Here is a 20,653-nt window from a genome sequence, read left to right as displayed (position 1 = left end):
CTACCGCTGAATATGCGTTGAGCTCTTAACCGAGCAAACGCTGAATAATCTTATCGTCACCTTCAAAAGGAACGTGCTTGTTATGCACTTTAATCCAGCGTTCATCACCCTTACCAATAGCCAAAACTATAGCTAAACCTGGTTGAAGAGAGGCATCGCGCACAGCAGTTTCAAGAGCGGTCGTGCGGTCAAGAATAATCTCGTGTTGCACGTGCTCGTTACTTACTGCTTCATTCATATGACGGCAAATATCTTCAATACTTTCCGTATTCGTATCTTCTGTGGTGAAAATAAAACGGTTAATACGGTTTTCAGCTGCTTTCACAATGTCTATGCGTCGGTTAATTGCTTTATCGCCGGCGCTTCCTGTAACGAGAGTAATATGTGGATGTTCGTGACCATAAGCTGAATCTACGTAATCTAAAAGAGTGGTAACGCTAATGCCGTTATGAGCATAATCAACCACAGCAATGACGTTGGAATCATTCTCGTGTGTTCCCCGGAAAACTTCCATACGCCCAGAGATGCGCACATGGTTGACTGCTTCGACGCTTGAACTGGTAGATGGAACGCCAGCAAGTTCAGCGATTTTTACCGCTACTGCTGCATTATCATAATTAAACTCGCCAGGCATATCTAAATGAATACCCGAACGGTCAAGAATACTTGCATCCACGAAATACGCTGGAATGCCGGCGTGAGCAAGATCTGCATCAATCACATCGCGATGTTCAATAGCGCTACCAAATACCATAGCGTCACTATGACGAATAATTTGACGCTTGCATTTGAAATAATCGTCGAAACTTGGATGCTCTAGAGGGCTAATATGATCAGGGAAAATATTTAAGAACGCGCCCACGTTAAAATGCAGGTTAAAAACGCGGTCTACTTTATATGCCTGAGACGATACCTCAATAACAGCATGTGTTAAACCATTATCTACAGCTTCGCGCAGCATACGATATAAGTCTAAAGATTCAGGAGTTGTTAAATCGGACTCCACATAGGTCACGCCATCTGTGCAATTATCTACAGAGGAAATCAACGCAGTTTTATGGGCAAAATAATCATTCAAAATGGCATGCGCAAAATATACAGTGGTGCTTTTGCCCTTCGTACCCGTAATACCTACAGTAAAAAGCTCACGGTCAGGATGACCATAAAACTCTTGCGCTAAAACAGCTAAAGCTTTGCGAGTATCTGACACAATCAAACCGCGGGCTGACCCTGCCACATCAGCGCTAAACTCGTGGTCAGAAACATACCATTGTACACCGCGCGAAACAGCGTCGCGCATATAATCATCCTTAAAAGCGCCTTTACAAACAAGCAGAGTAGAGTCGGTAACCTCATTGCTCGCATAGGTCATATGATCAAAGGTTCGAACATCTGAACTGACAGAAGTACGCAATAATCCATACTCGTCTAATACCTCAGCAGCACGTGCCAGAGTAATCTGAGCCATTTATAACCAACTTCCTTTAATCTGCGGACGATTTTTCGAACGTAAATACTCATTAAAACTTGTTTGCCACTGTTCATACCAAAAACGCTGCCGAGGCATAAGGTCTGTAAGCTCTAAAGAAGCAATATCATCATGCAAACGAATAATCTCACGCATTACATCAACAGTAGCCACTGTATCGGCCAAAGCAGTATGAAAATCACCATGAGGATACACACCATAATATTGTGTGGTATCAATCAGCTTACGAGGACCTGGTCGATGACTTACAGCACGATCAATAACCAAAGGATCGAGCACAAGAAGTTCTCTTTGAGTATGCGTTAAAAAGTTTTCGGTATCACGGTCGCGCAGCTCAGTAGTGACATCAGCTAAACCAATCTTATGCATATCGCCGTTAAGCATAGCAATATCAAACGGAGCGTTATAGGCTAACACAGGAATATTTCTTAACTGAGCAGCAATAATAATATCGCTTATCTCATGAATACTGTCCACCTGATCAGCGCCGTGAGTAGCTAAAAATTCATCAGTAAAACCATTCACGCGGCTAGCAGCAGGATGCATAGGCATACGAGGATTAATAACCCATGATTGCGTTACGTCGCTCGTGAAATCTTTATGAGGATAACGCAAAACAAGTGAAGCAGACACAATAGAATCCTTACCAGATATAGTGCCTGTTGTTTCCGTATCAAAACCCAAAATAAAACTGTCAGCCAGAGCAGTATCCATACTCTGAACAGGAATCGCTTGTATCGTGTCGGCTAAAGACGTCATGCGTACCATTATTGTGCAACAATAAGACCTATGACAACACACGAAAAACGAGCCCAGTTTGAAGCACAGGCTATGCCCATTGTGGATCAACTCTATCGTTTTGCAATGAAACTCACGAATAATCCCGAGGATGCGCAAGATCTTGTGCAAGACACCTTCGAACGTGGGTTCAAAAATTACGACTCCTTCGAACAAGGCACAAATTTTGCTGCATGGATGACAACTATTGAAAGAAATCTCTATTTCAATCAATACAACAAAGCGAAAAGACGCCCACAACGCGCTAACTCCAGTACGGGCGAATACGATGACTGGGATATTTACGCAGCACATGAGCACTCATCAGAAGAACTTAAATCTGCAGAGCAAACTTTTATGGATGCTTTTGCTCCAGAAGAAATAATTGCCGCACTCAATAAACTTTCTCCAGAACGGCGAGAGGTCTTTATAGCCGCAGCTATTGACGGTAAAAGTTACGCTCAGGTAGCTGAAGAACAAAGCATAAAAATAGGAACTGTTATGAGCCGTCTGAACCGCGCTCGCAAGCAGTTAAAAGAAGAACTAGAACAGTATGCGGCTGAGCGGGGGATTTACGCTCAGCGTGAAGAGAAGTAATGGCATGCGCTGTTTGTGGTTGATATGAGAAGATAGGATTTTTGGAGGAATAATGAGTACGTACGTACGGAGCAACCAAGTGGTAACAGTACGGTGCAATTTTAACTGTGGCTCATCTGTGATGATTAATCGCTACACGCGCATCGATTTGAACGATAGACCGAGTGCGATTGTATCTACCTGTTCTTTGGTGTCGGAAATGCGCTCAGGAATTATGCCGGAGCTTGAAGGGGAGTGCTTTGATCCGAATACCTGCTGCGATGCGCGCGAACGTGAGATGATTGCTGCGATTAAGGATTGCTTGAGACCTGTGCAGGCACCAGCATCGTTATATGAGCGCTTGCAGGAGTGTATTGACTGTTTATGTGAGTAGAGGAGTAGAGCTTGGCTGGTTTTATTGTTGGTCGGCTCCCATCAGCTTGTTGCCAGCTTGTCATCGGCTTGTCGTTGGCTTGTGAGGATTCTGTAATTTTTTAGGTTACTGGTGTTGGTATAATAAATGTCGTTGTTGCGATGGGGCGCCTAGATATGTGCATATGACGGTATGTATGGTATGCACATGATGGCGTCTCTTTGTATCTTCTAACGGTAGTGAGGAATAAATGGAGACGCATTCACTGTATACGAGAATGAAGCGAGCAAGCTTTATTGCTGTTTTTATTTTTGCAGTTGGATCTCTTGCCCTTGCTGGTATTGCCGCTGCTCATGCAGATGATTCCGCACAATGTGTTCAACCTAATAGCGTAGAACTTCCATCTGAACGTACTCATGGTTCTGATGCTCATTTTGGCGATATGAATTATGAGCGATTTGCACAGCAGGTATGCTCTGCATAATTTTTCTTGTATTTCTTCTTATTTTAAGCTTTAGCTTTTCGGTTTTTATTGAAGTTTGATTTTGGCTTATTAGTCAGGTTGTATTGGTAGGAGCGCAGTTAAGAGTTCTTCTTTCTCAGTTTTGACTAAATTCAGGCGGATTCTGCAATTACGCACTCAGCATGGGGCTTGCCGGATTTTTGTGTAAATGGTTTTGATTATGGCAGGTTATTGAATCTGCCTGAGTAAAGAAATGGGACTTCGATTGAGTATCTTGGTAGATTACGCGGTTTTCAGTAAAGTATACGGGAGAGTTGACCTTAAACATGTGGGTTCTGCCAAGTCGTGTGTTGTAGGTTATGACACGTTGAACGTGTCCTTTCTCACAGCAGTTAAAGCCTTTAAGTCAAACCTTGCAAAAGCCATATCACGTATAACGGTTCTTCGGAGTTTAGAGGGGGTTATGTAGGTTTTCGGTTGTAGGTGCGTGGAGGTTGTGAGCGTGGCGCGCTGACAATGCGTGCGTCCTTTTTTAGGTGATAGCAGCTCTCATACGTTCCTGAAAGTTGCTAGCGTCGCACGCACACAACGCCAACGTCCATAATTACGGTGAAATCAGCGCTCAGGAGTGCGTGGAAGTTGCTAGCGCGGAACGCTAACAACACTCGCGTCCATCGTTGGGAGGGTGCCAGAAATTTTGTGTAAATGGTTGGTTGCCCTATGGTGATTTTATTGCTTGTTTTTCAGGGATTGTAGTGGTGGCGTGACCCTGTGATGTGGCTGATTTAGTGCTGGCTAGTTGACTCTGTCTGCAATGAGACAAGACGCGTTCAACGTGCCTTGTCTCATTACACATGCCGATTGACAAAACAGAGATGGAGAAGCAATCATCGCCTATAACCACGACGCAATCAATCCTCCTGCGTCATCCAAAGGCAGATTCACCAATTAAACCACATACACAAAAAATCTGACACCCTCGGTCTTGAGGCTGGTCGCAATGAGGTTGTGCTTGACCTGGCTATCTTGGTTCATCGCACAGTTGATCAAAAAGGTTACCTAGTATGCTGTGCACACCATAACCTTCCGTCTTTCTCGTGCAGCACATACAGCTATAAGAGGTATTGTTCTTCTTTAAGAGTGTCGCATGGCAGCACACTGCTCCCAGTAAGTCCGCGTTCAACGTGTCATGTCTGGGAGCATGCAAAACCGCATATCCCACAGAGAAACCTCGCTCATCAAGTGCCACACACAGGTATGACTTGCTGAAAGACCATGTCACTTACACTAAGTTACATAATCAAGCCCTGCTCCAGTGAGCCAAATCCAACAAAATCATTTACACAAAAACGGACACGCCCCGCGTTCGTGCGCAAATCATGAAGTACCCTAATATGACCACTCGCGCTACCTGTTATCAGAGAAATAAGCCGGTTCTTGCAGCACAATCCTACAATACTCCGGCCAATGCGCCAGATCCTACGGCAGTCAATCGCAAGCAACTAAGCCCAACTAACCGCCTGCAGAGCTAAAAGCAACGGGAACTATCTCGAAAGAGATAATCCCCGTAAAGTATATGCTACGTTGAAAAAATCAACGAGGCTTATGCATTTGGCCTCTTGCCGTGGTTTGCAGCCTTCTTACGGCGTTCACGACGCATACGTCCGCGCTTACCCATGGTAAACTCCTTTTACTTGTAAATTTACTTTATAGAGTATGCCATATACTCAAGACTGGCTGAGCATATGGCATGCAAAGCGTGCGTGAACTTTACTTCACTTCTCGAGCTGCATAAGAGATAGTTGTGCGGCTACTGCGTCCAGGTTCAATCACAATCACATCTTTGCCACTCTTAAACGCATTCGCATATGCCGTTTGAGGTTCGATGGCAACACCTGCAGGTTTGTGCGATGCTTCCCAACCAAAACCATTGCACACCTGGAAGGACGTAATGGTCTCATCGCCGGTAATAAGCACTTCAATGCCATCTGGTCGCGTAAATACAGCCTGAACTGAGCCATCAGCCGCATAGTCAAGATCTGTCCATGCATCATCAAAGGATTGAATGCCCAGAGGGTTCCCCTCGCGCAGATCGTAACGAGTTCCGTCAACAGCTTCTAAACCTGTTGGCAAAAGACGGTCATTAACAGTAACATGTGTGCGCGCAGGAAGATTCAAACGGCATTCACCGTTTGCAGCGTCTAGCTTGGCGGTAGTTTCTGCCTCAGAACCGCTAGCAAACCAAGGGTGTGTAGCTAAAGCCCATGGAGCATTGGTGTCCCCGTTATTGAAGGCTTCAATGCTTAACTGCAATCCGTCATCAGCGTGAACAGTGTAGGTAACTGTAACGAGCAAATCAAATGGATATGATGCCAAGTTTGGGGTACGCCAGCTTAGACTTACGCTCGAAGTAGATAATGCCTCTAACTTCCATGGATAGCGATACCCCAAACCGTGAATAGAGTTATGACGTTCGTGCTCGTCAATAGGGAAGGAGTAATCCTTACCCTCGAAGCTATATTCACCATCTTCAATACGGTTTGGATACGGAATAAGAATCTGCCCACTACATGCTTTTACTGGATAGTTAGGGTCGAAAGGAACAATAATATCCTTGCCATTTATGGTGAAGCTTTCCAATGCCGCACCCTGCTCAGTTACTACAGCTGTGTAGTTTCCGGCATGAATAGTGTATTCTTGTCCTGCTCGAGAGGGGAGAATGCCTGCCATATGTACCTCTTTCGTACGTTATATCCTCGTTAAGTTTTAACGAGGGTGACTACCTCGATCGGCAACTTCTGTAATTTTAGCATTAAGCTGACCGATTAAGTCAATTGGTTTAACTTCTATGCTCAGTCCGCGTTTTCCTCCTGAAACGAGGATTGTAGTGTGCTGCTTAGCGCTTGTATCGAGAACTGTTTCGTGAGGATTTTTATGACCGAAAGGAGAGATACCTCCTACAACATACCCTGTGCTCCGTTGAGCCATCTGAGGATCTGCCATATGCGCTTTTTTGGCGCTGAAAGTAGAGGCAACTGCTTTGAGATTAACATGACAGGTAACAGGAACAATAACAGTAACCATGCGTTCGCCAGGTTTCTCGCCAACATCAACGAGGAGCGTTTTATAAATACGGTCAGCAGGAACATCAAGTTGAGCTGCTCCTTCTAAACCGAAACCATCCGCCATATGATCTGCATTATGTTCGTAAATGTAGGTTGTGTAGGCTATGCCTGCGCTTTCAAGTTCTTGTAGAGCGGCTGTAGCAGCTGAAGCATGATTTTTCTTTTTCTTAGCCATATTTTTAACTTTAGTCAGGCGATTGGAATAAAAAAATCAGGGTAGTGCGAGCGAAAAAACACTACCCTGAAGACTTAGTTTGTGAGCGACTACTCTAAGCCAATCGACTTGAGCTGATGTACTCGAACAGAGGAATAGGATGTAGACCCTGATTCGCTGACCAATTCAACTGCACGCTCACCCTCGCCAGCATAACTGTATGAGCTCAGAACCTGTTTACCGCCATTGACATAAACTTCTACGCAACCGCGATCAACGAAAATGCGCAAATCTAAACGACCGGTTGACACTTCAGCATCGCTAACAGGTGCTGCGCGGTATCCGCGGTCTCCTGCATAAGCAGTCTGACGGTCAATAACGACGCGCTTGGTCTGCTGATCATACGCAATATAAGTGAAGGAGCCGTCTTCTGTAGCGTGTACGCGCACACCGGTACGTTCTGCAGAAGTAGAAGTCAAATCAATGCTTAGCTCAAGTTCCACACACTGAGCGTCACGCTCAAGGCGAAGCACAGAATTGTGAGAAACGCTTACTGAACCCCAATCCTGAGTAGCGCTACGTAATCCCAGCATTTCTGCGGCAGGAGCAGTATGCACATCTCCATCAGCACCCAAGGTAATCTCACGAGGAAGAGTTAAATTACCGCACCAGCCGTCAGCCTGCATGGGAATAGGCTGTTCGAATGGACTCATCCAACCGTACATAAGCTGACGTGAACCGTCATTGAAAGATTGTGGAGCGTAATAATTGTGACCCCAATCCCACAAACGGAACTCAGTTTCAGGCTTAAAGGATTCGCCTGGCTTCCATGTTCCAATCATATAACCAGCATTATTTACGTTGCGGTTCATATAACCGTTTGCTTCAGCGCCCATAGCAGAAAAGCCAATAACCCACTTCTCGTTACCGTCTTTATCGATAAGAGGGAAGAAGTCAGGGCATTCGAGCATAAAGACGTTCTTATCAGGATGTTCGAATAGAACGCGATCATAGGTCCAATGAACCATATCATCAGAGGTGAAGAGCCACATTTGACCACGTTTGTCTGCCGAGGAGACGCCAAAGGTCATGTACCAGGTATCTCCTGTTTTCCATACCTTAGGATCGCGGTAATGGTGGTCTACTTGATCAGTTGGGCAGTCAATAATCATGCCGCGCTTTGTAAAGCTTTTTAATCCATCGTCATTTGGCTGTGCAAGCATCTGCACCTGCCAATCGCCACCCGTATTATCTGCTCCATTTGCCCAACGATGTCCGGTGTAGTAGAAGTTAATTTCTCCATCATCGCCAATCACTGCAGAGCCGGAGAAAACGCCGTCTTTTTCTTCTTCAAGACTTGGGGCGAAAGCAATAGGTTCGCGCTGCCAGGTGAGCATATCAGCAGAAGAAACATGGCCCCAGTGCATTGGACCCCACTGCGTGCCATAAGGGTGAAGCTGATAGAACACATGCCAGCGACCCTTATAGAAGCACAAACCATTAGGATCGTTAATCCAACCGCCGTTAGAAGCGATATGGAAACGAGGATACCAGCGGTTATTACGGCTTTCGGCAAGTTGAGCAACTGCTTGTTCAGCGCGTGCTAGTTCTTCGTCATGCTGCGCAGTAGTATGAATAACTGGCTCGTCAGGAATAAAGTTTGTCATGATTGTATCTTTCAACAGTGAAATGGATATGCGTTTATGCGGTCTGCATAGCTTTGAGCTGCTTATCGGTGTAGAACGGATCTCCGCCAACCTCTTGATCATCCTTCTTCAAGATGAAGAAACCATAAATGAGTGCAGCCAAAACGATGGCAGAGATTGTTAAGAAGGTTGTGCGGTCGCCCAGAGCATCGTGTAATGCGCCCAATGGCGTGGAGAAAATAACCTGACCAACTTGAGAAGCCACCTGGAAACCAACCATGTAGAGAGTTGCAGACAGCTTCGTATCGAAGTGCAAGGTGAAGTAGCGGAAGGTTGGCAACACAAACAGAGGCACTTCAATAGAGTGGAACATCTTGACGATAGAGATAGAAATAGGGTCGTGGAAGATGCCGCACAAACCGATACGAGCAAACATAATGAAAGCGCCGCACAGGAGTGCATTACGCACGCCAATTTTGCGCATAATAATTGGCACAACACCCATCATGGCGGATTCCATGAATACCTGAATACCGTTGAGTGTGGAGTAGGTGTTATTACCGATTTCTTCGGTTGGGAACAGGTTGGTGTAGTAGGTTGGGAACATCTGCTGATCGAAAACCGTATAGAACGTGTTAGTCAGCAGCATAAAGACGATGAGCAACCACAAGGTTGGCATAGTTAAGACGGAAAGCATATCTTTTATAGAAGGATTGCTTGGAGCTGCTTCATTATCTTGATTGCCAGATAGCGCTTCTTTCTGCTGAGATGGAACCCAGAAAGCGTAAATAGCAAGCATTGCCAGACCGAATACAGAACCAACCCAGAAGTTAATCATTGGATTGATGTTAAAGATGTGACCTGCTACTAAAGCAACAATAGCGTAACCGAATGAACCCCATGCGCGGGACTGTCCAAATTCGAAATCAAACTTACGGGAGTAACGTTCGGTTAGTGCTTCAATAAGAGAGCAACCAGCCATAAAGCCCGCAGATAAGACAACAGATCCCAACAGAGCGCCAATGAAGCGAACTGATCCGCCAGCTTGAATCATAGGAGCGTAGATGAAGTGAACGAATGGACCTACTAAAGCTGCAATAGCAGAAATTGCAATTGCAAGATGGCGCTTAATACCTAACTGGTCTTGAATAGCGCCGTAAGCAAACATAATAATTAGTGTCGCTAAAGAATTGATGGAATAGATTTGACCAACTTCAGCCCCATTGAGTCCAATGGTATTGAGCCAACGCTGGAAGAATGACCACCAGATGCCCCATGAGCAGAAGAACATAAAAATGCCAAAAGAACTTTGTAAATAGGAAGGATTATTCCATACCTTAAAACGACTGTGTTCCATGTAACTCTCATTTCTGTTTTATTAGCGAACGATCATCTTTGTTCAATGAGCTAACAATCCTATATATTATAGCGTCAATCGTTTGACGTCAAACGATTGACAAAGTATTCCGAATAATGAACGGAAATTTTCTTGTATTTCAAAAAATGGACTGTTATTCCTGTGTGTATACTGAGTTTTTCTCTACTAGAGTGCAGTGAATAGTTACATCTCCATTACTTGATAAAGCTGGCAGGGGAGCAGTGGTCTCAGGTAGCTCAAAACTACGCGGATCTTTATTTTCGATTAAACTAATCAGCTTGCAAGCTGCCCAATATCCCATTTCGTAGTGAGGAAGCTCCACAGTAGAAAGTTGGGGAGAAAGAGTTTCTGCTAAAACGCGGTGGTTATCCACACCCACCACCTGTATATCTTTACCAATTGTCAGGCCTTTACGTGCAGCAGTGTCATACACGTACCAAGCGCGTGCATCATTAAAGCAGAAGAATCCGTCAGGCTTGTGCGTATCCATCAAGGCGCGTACTTTACTTAATGCGTCGTCGTTGTGATGCACTTGAATAGCTAAATCCTTATCAAAAGGAAGTCCTGCTTCATGCAGAGCCTTTTTATATCCTTCTAATCGTAAACCTTCAGCAAGCATAGGCTCTTCACAACCAATATAGGCAATGCGCGTGCAACCTGCGGCAATCAAATGCTTTGTGGCATCGTAACCAATAGAAACTTCATCTGGAACTATGCCAGTGCGGTGCGCAGGAGCAAAAGAATCTTTCTGTGCAGTTGAATCGCTCATAGCATCGGTAGCATTAACCAAAATCGTATGATAATCGCGTAGACTATCTGGAACGGTTGCTCGGCGATTCGACATTTTAGCAATAAAGAATCCATCTACACCATAACGTTGAAGAGCGGTTATCTCTGTTTCTTCGTTTGATGCTCCGTCCGTAGACACGGTCATAATCACATATCCATACTTGCTGGCGGCATCTTGAGCGCCTAAAATCATAAGACCTGCATAGGGTGTGGTTGCTACCTCTTCGCTGAGGAAGCCTAAAATATGCGTTTGGCTGGTGCGCAATCCGCGCGCCATCAGGTTAGGAGAGTAGCCGAGATCTTTGGCAATCTTTCGGATTTTTTCCGCGATAGCAGGTTTGATACGTCCAGAATCACGATTATTCAAAACCAGCGAGACGGTAGAGATGGAAACACCTGCAATCTGTGAAATCTCTTTCATTGTCGTCATTGAATCTATCCTTACAAGGCTTGTCTCTTCGTTGAACTGGCGCTTATGGTCAGACTCGTTACGAGTCTGCTTGAATATCCTTTTGCATGATACATGGCACTGAAAACCTTCACATGGGTGAGTCGCGTCCCGCACAATTTCTTGTATTGATTATGGGTGTCATCCCTTCTGAATCGAGGAATAACGCCCATAATCAAATACTTTTAGCCAATCAAGCTGTTAATCAAGCTGCTCAGAAGAAGCCATCTGAGCAGTCATGCCCTTGTTAATATGTTTCTTCAGAGGGTCTCCATCAACGTCCTGAGTATCTTTCTTAATAATAATCAAGCCGTAAACGAACGCTATAAAGGTAATAGCTGTCATAACCATAAAAGTAGTGGTGCTGCCTGTGCTATCGAGCAAGTAACCCAACGGGGTAGAGAAGATAATTTGACCGCCCTGAGAAGCAAACTGGAAACCAACCAAGTAGAGCGTAGCAGACATCTTCGTGTTGTAATGTAAAGCGAAGTAGCGCATAGCAGGCAAAACTGTAAATGACATCTGCAAAGCGTGCATCATGCGGTCTGCAGAGAGCAGATAAATGTTATTTCCCATAAGAAGAACAAGACCAATGCGAGCAAACATAACGAAACCGCCCAAAAGCAGAGAGTTACGCACGCCAATTTTTTCCATAATGATTGGAGCCAAAGCCATGCACGCTGCTTCTAAGAACACCTGAACGCCGTTAATAACAGCATATGTATCCGTTCCCACAACAGAATCAGAGAACTGATCAACATAGTAGGAAGGGAACATTTGCTGGTCGAAAACGTTATAGAAAGAGTTCGTGAACAGCATGAAGGCCATAATAATCCATACTTCTGGCATGCGCAGAACGCCTAAAATATCATGCAAAGATGGGGTAGTAGCAGCCTGCGATGTTGAGCCTGCTTCCTGATGCATAAGCTCGCGCTGTTCTTGTGGAATCCAGAAGGTGCAAATAGCCAAAACGCCTACTGCAAAGAATGATCCTAACCAGAAAATAAGTAATGGATGAATGGTGGAAGCTACGCCAGCAAAAAGAGCTACGATAGCATAGCCTAATGAACCCCAAGCGCGGGTTTGGCCGAATACAAAGTTGAATTTACGTGAGCATTTTTCGCCGATTGCCTCAACGAGCGAGTTACCAGCAATAAAGCCTGCGGATAGTACTACAGCGCCCACAAGAATACCAATAAAACGTACAGCTCCAGGGGTGCTCAACATAGGCGCATAGATGAAGGTGACGAACGGTCCAATAAGTGCTGCAATAGTGGATACTGCAATAATAAGATGACGACGAATACCCAACTGGTCTTGAACTGCACCGTACACGAGGAGAAGGATAAGGGCGACTAATGAGTTGGCAGAGTAAACCTGACCAACTTCGGTTGCGCTGAGATGAACACTCTCCTTTAACCAAATACGGAAGAATGACCACCAAATTCCATAGGCGCAGAAGAACAGGAAAATGCCGGCCGAATTTTGCAAGTAGGACGGATTTTTCCACATGGGTAAACTACGTTGTTTCATTTTTCGCTTTCGTTTCTGTTTCATTTTAGCGAGTGTGAACACTTGTGCTAAAAGCCCAAACAGACTTTATACTAAGCATTCAAACGATTGACGTCAAACGATTGAAATTAGTTTTTCTGGGAAAGAAAACCAATATGGGGGATATTGCTGGAAATGAACATATGATATGTTCGTTTTGTGCTGTTATATATCTTTATTCGTGTTAGATTTCGAACGGGTTCGAAGCATGAAAAATAGCTGATTATAGGGAAAGGCTATATGTTTGTTCGTTCGTTCACCTTTAGGACAGTGAACGACTGTGATAAATTGCACATTTGACACATTGTGAGACGAAAATATGAGAAAGCAAGTTAACGGTGTTGACTTACGTGATATGGGGAAGTGATTACTAGCTAGTGTGATGCTGATGGGATTTTGCTTCACTACATCTGGAGAGAAAGCAAAGCTGATACAGTGCGTGTGATTTTAGTGGGTGTTTTATTCTTTGGATTCCTGAGGCAGGTCGGAGTGCTTGGTTGGTTCGTGAAAATATGCTTTGCACTAGCACTTCACGATCCACGCATGTATGAGGACTTTAATCGCTCTTAAAAGTGCGTGTGTGCGTTGTTAGCGCTCGGTGCTAGCAACTTCTACGTAGTCGCGAGCGAGAATTGAGAGGGTTTTTCGAGCGCACTTTTAACCTTAAAATTGGACGCCGGCGTTGTTAGCGTTCCGCACCCACAACTTCCACGCACCTACAACCTACAAAACCTACAAAACCCCGGTAAATCGAACGAACCAGAAAAAGTAATTCCAGCAGCAACCAATCCCATATCTGATTCCAATATCCGATCCCATACCAATCCAGGGTTGTGCTTCCCAGCAAAGAAAACCTCCTTCATCTGCTCAAGAGCAAAAGAAGGAGGTCTCAATAAATCAATATAAATCAATAAACGTTATGCATAAGCTATATGCTCACCAATAACGCTTTTGCAATATTTACTCGTTAATCTCAGCGAAGTGCAAGAGAGTACGAATCATGTTGCAGGTGAAGCCATACTCGTTGTCGTAGAATGCTACGGTCTGAACGAGCTGCTTGTCGCCAGCAGTGTTTACTACGGTCTGAGTTGGATCGAATACGCCACCGTGAGTGTCGCCGATGATGTCAGAAGATACAATGCCGTCTGCATTGTAGCCGTAGTACTCAGTGTCGGAGAATGCTTCCTTGAATGCTGCGTTGATCTCATCAGCAGTTACCTTCTTGCGAAGCTGAGTGGTGAGCTCGGTGATGGATCCATCTGGAACCTGAACGCGCTGTGCATGACCTTGGAGCTTGCCGTCTACGGAAGGAACAACCTTACCAATAGCCTTAGCTGCACCGGTGCTGTGAGGAATGGTGTTCACAGCAGCTGCACGATTGTTACGACCGTTCTTGTTGCGAGGGCCGTCGAGAATCATCTGGGTGCCGGTGTATGCGTGGATAGTGGTCATGAAGCCAACTTCGATGCCCCACTTCTCATCGAGAAGCTTAACCATTGCAGCCATAGAGTTGGTGGTGCAAGAACCTGCGGAAACAATTGCATCTGCTGGGGTCAAGATGTCGTGGTTTACACCGTATACAACGGTAGGAGTGGTGTCGTCCTTAGCAGGAGCGGAGATAAGAACCTTCTTAGCGCCTGCATCCAAGTGAGCCTGGGACTTCTCAGCAGAAGTGTAGAAGCCGGTGCACTCAAGAACGTACTCAACACCATCATTCTTTACCCATGGGATATCCTTAGCATCGCGCTCTGCGTATACTGGATATTCCTTACCGTCAACCACGAGAGCAGTGTCAGTTGCGGAAATCTCATATGCAGTGCCATCGTCATGCTTGAATGGACCTTGGCTGCTGTCGTACTTGAGCAGGTAAGCGAGCATGGATGGGGTGGTCAAATCGTTGATTGCTGCAACATCGATGTCACCAGCTGCACCGCCACGGTTCTGAAGCTCGAGAATACGACGGAATGCGAGACGACCGATACGGCCGAAACCGTTAATACCAATCTTTACTGTCATTTAATACTTCCTTATAACTGTGCCGTGATTTATATTCTGTTATATACATCACGAAACGAGGCTTATTGCCAACGTGTTTTATTTTAATGTGCGCTATGTACTGAGTGAATCGTGTCGCATAGTTTTACGCTGCGTGCTTACCTCGGCGAGGTGTTGAAACTGTCTGTATATTCAAATGTTCAGACTTCTGTGTCTGCACTGCTCCGAAATCGCCGTCCTCTATCACATGACTATCTACGAGAGGAGATGGTGCCTCACTCGGATACATAATAACGAGCGATCCACCATCAACAGCAATCAAAGCAGGAGTATCAGGTAAAAATTCGTTACTCAATCCTACAGGATTAATACTGCTCATTTCAACGTCATCAAGAGTGTATTTCAAACCTTCTAACGACACATGAGCACAGGTGCTGGAATACGAAAAAACAGACAGCGGTCGCTTACTCGCAACATATCCTGCAGGAAAACGCAAAACAGAGTCAGTAATAACAGTGCAAATCATATGGTCAGCATGCATAAAAGCAATCCCACCATGCGCTGCAATTTTTGCGGCCAACTGAATGTTTGCAAAACTGTGGTCCATCCGACCGCCAAAAACGCCGTAAAATTCGAAACTACGAATGCCGAGCTGCCAAGCGTAACGCACAGCAGCCATCATATCGGAGTCATCTTTCTCTGCAGGCAATTCAATCATGCGTGTAGAAGCAGAAACAGAATAATCATCGACAACTGAATCCATATCTCCAATAAAAGCGTGAGGAGTAACGCCTAAAGCTGTTACGTGGTCGTAGCCGCCGTCAGCAGCAATAACATAAGCATCCGCTGGAATAAAAGGCATTTCATCGAAATACTCACCTGCGCCAAAAATAACTGCTTTTTTAGCTCTACGGAAACTTGACTGCTTATTGCTAGAAATGCTCATATGTCTAATATACTGTGGGCGTATGAGTAATGAAGCAAATACAGTAGCAAGCAATGACGATGCAAACTCGCGCGTGGCTTATTTTGCAGGCGGGTGTTTCTGGGGTTTGGAGGAATACTTCAAGAAAGTTCAGGGAGTTATAACGACCCGTGTTGGATACGCAAACTCAAGTGTTGTGAACCCGAGCTATGAACAGGTCTGTTCAGGCGCTACGGGAGCAGCTGAAACTGTTGAAGTTCTCTACAATCCTGACCTCGTTAGTTTGCGCGTGCTTACCCTGTTATTCCTCGACGTGATTGATCCATGGAGTGTAAACCGTCAAGGGAATGATGTTGGTGCTCAATATCGTTCAGGCTTGTATCTGTATGGTAGCGATGAACAGCAGCAAGAGCAGAAAGACGTTTTTCGCACCGCTATCGCTCAGTTAGAAGCTCGGGAGCAGCTCTCCGGCAAGGAATGCGCAGTTGAGGTTGTTCCTCTGCAGAACTTTTATGCTGCTGAAGACTATCATCAAGATTATCTTGACAAGAATCCTCAAGGATACTGTCATATTTCTGTGCAAGCCATGTTGCGTGCTCCTCAGCGACAGAAATATATTGAGCGCATTTGGCAGCTAAGCAATTTGAGTTATGCAGTTACGCAAAATGCAGACACTGAGCGACCTTTTGCGAATACTTATGACCGCACTTTTGAACCGGGAATTTATGTTGATATTGTTTCGCGCAAACCGCTGTTTGTGTCGTCAACAAAGTTTGATTCCGGTTGTGGCTGGCCGTCGTTTAGTAAGCCAATTAATAACGACGATCTTGTTGAAGTTGCTGATTACTCGCTCTTTGGTCGTCCGCGCATAGAAGTGCGTGCAAAAGATTCAGACATTCATTTGGGACACGTTTTTACTGACGGTCCGCAGGATATGGGAGGGCTGCGTTACTGCATGAACTCCGCTTCCTTGGAGTTTATTCCGCTTGAGGATTTGGAAGAAAAAGGATATGGCGATTTGATTGAGCTCGTGCTTCAGGGCGAGAACTGATTGCTGAGATAGCGCAGGATAGTAAAAGATAGCGCGAGATAGTACATAGCGCTTTTTCTGCTTTCTTCGCGTGCTTTTTTACTTTCTTTTTTGCTGCTTGGCATGACGGATAGGTACGTGTTATGCCAAGCAGCTGTTTTTGGACATTGATTTTGGTGATTTTTCACAGCCGCGCATGTACGTTCGCGCGCAACGTGCGCAACAGCGGCTTTCGTGAGTAAAAATGCGCTGTTCGGCGTTGTAGAACAGGACGGATGCGTACTCATCGTGTGCAATAGCAGATGAGCTAGGTAACATAATCGTTACATAAAAATTCTTGTAAGATAACAGCCCGTGTATAAAATAGCGTTTTACATGTTGAGATAAAGAAGAATTAAGGAGGATATATGGCTGCCAAAAGCGTTCATGTTGGCGAGAATATTGAAAATCCACTTGTTGAACTCAGCCATGTAGAGAAGCATTACGGTGATTTGCATGTACTTAAGAATATCAATCTTAAGGTAGGCAAGGGTCAAGTAATGGTGGTTTTGGGACCATCTGGTTCTGGTAAATCAACTATGTGTCGCACTATTAACCGCTTGGAAACCATCGACTCAGGTGTTATTCGTATTGATGGTGAACCTCTTCCAGAAGAAGGCAGAGATTTGGCTAATCTTCGAGCAGAAGTGGGTATGGTATTCCAGCAGTTTAATTTGTTCGCGAATAAGACTATTCTGCAGAACGTCGCTTTGGCTCCTATGAAGGTACGTCATATTGCTAAGCAAGAAGCTGAAGATGAAGCTATGGAGTTGCTTGCACGTGTAGGCGTTGATTCCCAGGCAGCGAAAATGCCTGCACAGCTTTCGGGTGGTCAGCAGCAGCGTGTAGCAATTGCGCGCGCTTTGGCTATGCATCCAAAGGTCATGTTGTTCGATGAGCCAACTTCTGCATTAGATCCTGAAATGGTTAATGAAGTTCTCGACACCATGACCGAGCTGGCACACGAAGGTATGACTATGATCTGCGTTACCCACGAAATGGGCTTCGCTCGCAAGGTTGCCGACAATATTGTCTTTATGGCAGACGGCAAGATTTTGGAAGCAGGCACGCCTGAAGAGTTCTTCGAAAATCCTCAAACAGCTCGTGCAAAGGACTTCCTGTCTAAGATTCTTAAGCATTAAGAGGGGCAGAAGTCATGAAGAAATTTATGCATAAAGCTCTGGCAACTGTTTTAGCTGTTGCCAGTGTGTCGTCACTTGCTGCATGCGGTTCTTCCTCCAGCAGCGATGACCGTAAAATTACTATCGGTATTAAGTTCGATCAGCCAGGTGTTGGTTTTAAGAAGGGCGGCACATACACAGGTTTCGATGTGTCTGTGGCACGCTATATTGCCAACTACATGGGCTATGAAGATTATCAGATTGAATGGAAAGAAGCTCCATCAAAACAGCGTGAAGCTATGCTGCAAAATAACGATGTCGACATGATTTTAGCTTCGTATTCTATTACTGATGATCGTAAGAAAACCGTTGATTTTGCTGGACCGTATTTAGTTGCTGGTCAGGATCTGCTTGTGCGTTCCGATAACACCACGATTAAAGGACCGAACGATTTGAACGGTAAACGTTTATGCTCGGTAACAGGTTCAACCTCGGCTGTTGTTATTAAGGAAAAGTATTCCGATAAAGTTCAGCTGATGGAACAGCCAGGTTATGCTGAGTGCGCAACCGCTTTGTTCTCGGGAATTGTGGATGCGGTAACCACCGATAATATTATTTTGGCTGGTTTGGCTGCTAACTCCCGCGGCCGCTTAAAGCTCGTAAACGCACCGTTTACTCAGGAATATTATGGTGTAGGTATTCACAAGGGCAACACCGGTTTGGCTCAGCAAATTAACGCTGCTATTAAAGAAATGGTTAGCTCGGGTGCATGGCAGAAAGCTATTGAAGATAACACTCGTGGCACTGGTTTCTCTCCAGATAAGGAATATAATCCACCAAAAGCAACTGAAGGGGAGGGAAAGTAATGAACGACGTTCTTAATCTGTTCACTGAATACGATGTCGTCGGCGCTTTCTGGGTGAATATTAAACTCACCTTCTGGTCGGCTGTTATCGCCACAATTTTGGGTGTTTTGCTTATTACGATGCGTATTAGCCCAATCTCGTCCTTGCGCGGTTTCGCAGCAGGATACACCGAATTCTTTAAGAATATGCCACTGACCATCATTATGGTGTTTATGGTTTTGGGTGTGTTCGGTCAGCTCAAGGTGAGCTTCTCCGACACCTTCGCTATTAACTTCTTCTGGTTGTCTGTGGTTGGTTTGGGTGTGTATACGGCTGCATTCGTGTGCGAATCTTTGCGCAGCGGTATTAATACTGTGCCGGTTGGTCAGGCAGAAGCATCGCGTGCGCTCGGTCTCACCTTTATGCAGTCTGCAACGCAGATTATTTTGCCTCAGGCTATCCGCGGTTCCGTGGCTCCGTTAGGAAATACTTTGATTGCTTTGCTCAAGAACTCCACTGTAGCGGCTGCAGCGTCTGTAGCTACAGAAACATCGAGTTTAATGAGCAGCATGATTGAGTTCCATTCGCAGCATATTATTGCTATCTTCCTTATTTTCGCGATTGGCTACCTCATTCTTATTATTCCTATTGGTTTGCTCACCACATATTTGTCTAACCGATTGGCGGTGCGTCGATGAAAAATCAAGATACTTCTACAAAACTGCTTTTCGACGAGCCAGGTCCACGCGGTCGTCGCCGTATTCGCATCCTCAACTGGGTGGCTATTGTTCTTATTGCACTGTTCGCCGTCTCCATTTTGATGCGACTGCATAACCCTCCTCAGGGCGAAAACCAGCTGTCCTGGCAGCTGTGGCAGCCAGCTTTGGAACTCGAAGCATGGACGGATTTCTATCTGCCAGGTTTGGGCCTTACTTTGGGCGCTTCGGTTACCGGTATTATTGGCTCGCTTATTTTTGGCTTGTTCTTTGGTGTGCTGCGTTTGTTGCCAAACGTTATTTTGCGCTCCATCGCCGGTCTGATCGTTGAGTTCTGCCGTGCAGTTCCAGTGCTTATTATGATGGTCTTCTTCTGGCGTTGGTTCGCCGGCATCGGCATTAAGCACTCGTCCTATTACTCGGTTGTGCTCGCTTTGATTTTGTATAACGGTTCCGTTATCGCAGAGCTTGTACGCTCGGGTGTAGGAAATCTGCCAGGCGGTCAGCGCGAAGCATCTTTGGCTTTGGGCTTAACACGCACTCAGTCGCTTATGAGCATTGAAGTGCCTCAGGCTATTTACGCTATGTTGCCAGCAACGGTTACACAGCTTGTGGTTGCTTTAAAGGATACCGCTTTAGGTTCGATTATTCTGTACACCGATTTGTTGCAGGAATCTCGCCGACTTGGCTCCATGTACTTCAATATTTTGCAGACGCTGACTGTTGCAGCCGTTGTCTACTTTATTGTGTGCTGGATCGTATCGCGTATTGCAGAAGCCTTGCCTCGCTGGATGGCTAGCCGCACCTCGGGTGCCGTGGAAGAAGAAGTTGTGCCTCCAATTGCAGTTATGGATGCAACAAACCGTAACCAGATTAAGGCAGCAAAAACTCCTCGACCATTCGGTGGTACGCAACCTGTGTATCCAGATCACTTCCATGGTTCACACGCCCACAACGAGCACTGGGCTCATAATCATTACGTTGAGCAGGAGAATTTGGAGCGCCCTCACTATTATCGTGAGGAAGCTAAGAAATACACGAAAGAGGCCATGCAAACCCTTGGTTTAAAGAAGAAACCAAAGAAGGATGAGCCTAAGAAGTAACAGCTCTACGATGCTCCTGTTGTCTTGCTAAGCGCGAGAGGGCAGGAGCATCTGCTTTTGTCTAGGCCTATGGTAATATTATCAAGGCTTGAGAAATCAAGAAAGTGGAA

General features: G+C 45.4%; 20 protein-coding genes. 9 read left to right on the top strand and 11 right to left on the bottom strand.

Features of this window, described 5'->3' with window-relative positions; translation table 11 throughout:
* Nucleotides 1-25 precede the first annotated feature (25 nt).
* Together G464_RS0100610 and G464_RS0100605 are read right to left on the bottom strand one after the other, a co-directional pair.
* Nucleotides 26-1,468: a UDP-N-acetylmuramoyl-L-alanyl-D-glutamate--2,6-diaminopimelate ligase gene (locus tag G464_RS0100610; protein ID WP_022856332.1), complete on the bottom strand. Its 1,443-nt coding sequence runs from the start codon at nt 1,466-1,468 to the stop codon at nt 26-28.
* Nucleotides 1,469-2,248 (bottom strand): 3'-5' exonuclease family protein, encoded by a 780-nt coding sequence (locus tag G464_RS0100605; protein WP_022856331.1) that lies wholly within the window; start codon nt 2,246-2,248, stop codon nt 1,469-1,471.
* Nucleotides 2,249-2,278: 30 nt separating this feature from the next.
* Between G464_RS0100605 and G464_RS08335 the strand changes: the two genes are divergently transcribed.
* The 4 genes from G464_RS08335 to G464_RS10010 all read left to right on the top strand — a co-directional run bounded on the left by G464_RS08335 (nt 2,279) and on the right by G464_RS10010 (nt 5,210).
* On the top strand, nt 2,279-2,863 hold the full coding sequence (locus tag G464_RS08335; protein ID WP_021618193.1) for a sigma-70 family RNA polymerase sigma factor: 585 nt from the start codon (nt 2,279-2,281) through the stop codon (nt 2,861-2,863).
* Nucleotides 2,864-2,915: 52 nt separating this feature from the next.
* Nucleotides 2,916-3,236: a hypothetical protein gene (locus tag G464_RS0100595; protein WP_143739578.1), complete on the top strand. Its 321-nt coding sequence runs from the start codon at nt 2,916-2,918 to the stop codon at nt 3,234-3,236.
* Between the two features lie 229 nt (nt 3,237-3,465).
* Complete coding sequence (locus G464_RS0100590) at nt 3,466-3,699, top strand: hypothetical protein (protein ID WP_021618195.1); 234 nt, start codon at nt 3,466-3,468, stop codon at nt 3,697-3,699.
* A 1,373-nt stretch (nt 3,700-5,072) separates the two neighbouring features.
* Nucleotides 5,073-5,210, top strand: coding sequence for a hypothetical protein (locus G464_RS10010; RefSeq protein WP_021618197.1), 138 nt, complete (start codon nt 5,073-5,075; stop codon nt 5,208-5,210).
* 71 nt (nt 5,211-5,281) lie between these two features.
* On the opposite strand, the gene G464_RS10440 is transcribed toward G464_RS10010, so the two are convergent.
* From G464_RS10440 to G464_RS08325, 9 genes are all read right to left on the bottom strand, one after another.
* Nucleotides 5,282-5,356 (bottom strand): 50S ribosomal protein bL37, encoded by a 75-nt coding sequence (locus G464_RS10440; RefSeq protein WP_372656330.1) that lies wholly within the window; start codon nt 5,354-5,356, stop codon nt 5,282-5,284.
* 92 nt (nt 5,357-5,448) lie between these two features.
* Nucleotides 5,449-6,408 (bottom strand): aldose 1-epimerase family protein, encoded by a 960-nt coding sequence (locus G464_RS0100585; RefSeq protein ID WP_021618198.1) that lies wholly within the window; start codon nt 6,406-6,408, stop codon nt 5,449-5,451.
* A 36-nt stretch (nt 6,409-6,444) separates the two neighbouring features.
* The gene (gene ybaK / locus G464_RS0100580; protein ID WP_021618199.1) at nt 6,445-6,978 is read right to left on the bottom strand and encodes a Cys-tRNA(Pro) deacylase; all 534 of its coding nucleotides are present in this window, start codon (nt 6,976-6,978) and stop codon (nt 6,445-6,447) included.
* Between the two features lie 89 nt (nt 6,979-7,067).
* Nucleotides 7,068-8,624 carry a glycoside hydrolase family 32 protein gene (locus G464_RS0100575; RefSeq protein WP_021618200.1) on the bottom strand — a complete coding sequence of 519 codons (1,557 nt, stop codon included), beginning with the start codon at nt 8,622-8,624 and terminating at the stop codon, nt 7,068-7,070.
* 34 nt (nt 8,625-8,658) lie between these two features.
* The gene (locus tag G464_RS0100570; RefSeq protein ID WP_022856328.1) at nt 8,659-9,960 is read right to left on the bottom strand and encodes an MFS transporter; all 1,302 of its coding nucleotides are present in this window, start codon (nt 9,958-9,960) and stop codon (nt 8,659-8,661) included.
* A 154-nt stretch (nt 9,961-10,114) separates the two neighbouring features.
* Nucleotides 10,115-11,200, bottom strand: a complete 1,086-nt coding sequence (locus G464_RS0100565; RefSeq protein WP_022856327.1) for a LacI family DNA-binding transcriptional regulator — start codon at nt 11,198-11,200, stop codon at nt 10,115-10,117.
* Between the two features lie 219 nt (nt 11,201-11,419).
* Nucleotides 11,420-12,751: an oligosaccharide MFS transporter gene (locus tag G464_RS0100560; RefSeq protein ID WP_026472483.1), complete on the bottom strand. Its 1,332-nt coding sequence runs from the start codon at nt 12,749-12,751 to the stop codon at nt 11,420-11,422.
* Between the two features lie 978 nt (nt 12,752-13,729).
* Nucleotides 13,730-14,785, bottom strand: a complete 1,056-nt coding sequence (gap, locus tag G464_RS0100555; RefSeq protein ID WP_022856325.1) for a type I glyceraldehyde-3-phosphate dehydrogenase — start codon at nt 14,783-14,785, stop codon at nt 13,730-13,732.
* A gap of 124 nt (nt 14,786-14,909) precedes the next feature.
* The gene (locus G464_RS08325; protein ID WP_021618208.1) at nt 14,910-15,710 is read right to left on the bottom strand and encodes a thiamine diphosphokinase; all 801 of its coding nucleotides are present in this window, start codon (nt 15,708-15,710) and stop codon (nt 14,910-14,912) included.
* Nucleotides 15,711-15,732: 22 nt separating this feature from the next.
* Between G464_RS08325 and msrA the strand changes: the two genes are divergently transcribed.
* The 5 genes from msrA (at nt 15,733) to G464_RS0100525 (ending at nt 20,543) form a co-directional block, all read left to right on the top strand.
* Nucleotides 15,733-16,740, top strand: coding sequence for a peptide-methionine (S)-S-oxide reductase MsrA (msrA, locus tag G464_RS0100545; protein ID WP_022856324.1), 1,008 nt, complete (start codon nt 15,733-15,735; stop codon nt 16,738-16,740).
* A 386-nt stretch (nt 16,741-17,126) separates the two neighbouring features.
* Nucleotides 17,127-17,900, top strand: coding sequence for an amino acid ABC transporter ATP-binding protein (locus G464_RS0100540; RefSeq protein ID WP_021618211.1), 774 nt, complete (start codon nt 17,127-17,129; stop codon nt 17,898-17,900).
* A 14-nt stretch (nt 17,901-17,914) separates the two neighbouring features.
* Nucleotides 17,915-18,745 carry a glutamate ABC transporter substrate-binding protein gene (locus G464_RS0100535; RefSeq protein ID WP_022856323.1) on the top strand — a complete coding sequence of 277 codons (831 nt, stop codon included), beginning with the start codon at nt 17,915-17,917 and terminating at the stop codon, nt 18,743-18,745.
* A complete protein-coding gene (locus G464_RS0100530) occupies nt 18,745-19,422 on the top strand; it encodes an amino acid ABC transporter permease (protein WP_022856322.1) in 678 nt (225 codons plus the stop codon). Before G464_RS0100535 ends, G464_RS0100530 begins: the two co-directional genes overlap by 1 nt.
* Nucleotides 19,419-20,543 carry an amino acid ABC transporter permease gene (locus G464_RS0100525; RefSeq protein ID WP_022856321.1) on the top strand — a complete coding sequence of 375 codons (1,125 nt, stop codon included), beginning with the start codon at nt 19,419-19,421 and terminating at the stop codon, nt 20,541-20,543. Before G464_RS0100530 ends, G464_RS0100525 begins: the two co-directional genes overlap by 4 nt.
* Nucleotides 20,544-20,653 lie beyond the last annotated feature (110 nt).

Source organism: Alloscardovia omnicolens DSM 21503 (genome assembly GCF_000420505.1).
GTDB classification, from domain to species: domain Bacteria; phylum Actinomycetota; class Actinomycetes; order Actinomycetales; family Bifidobacteriaceae; genus Alloscardovia; species Alloscardovia omnicolens.
The sequence above is the reverse complement of the archived record's forward strand: the minus strand, read 5'-3'. Positions and strand labels throughout refer to the sequence as shown.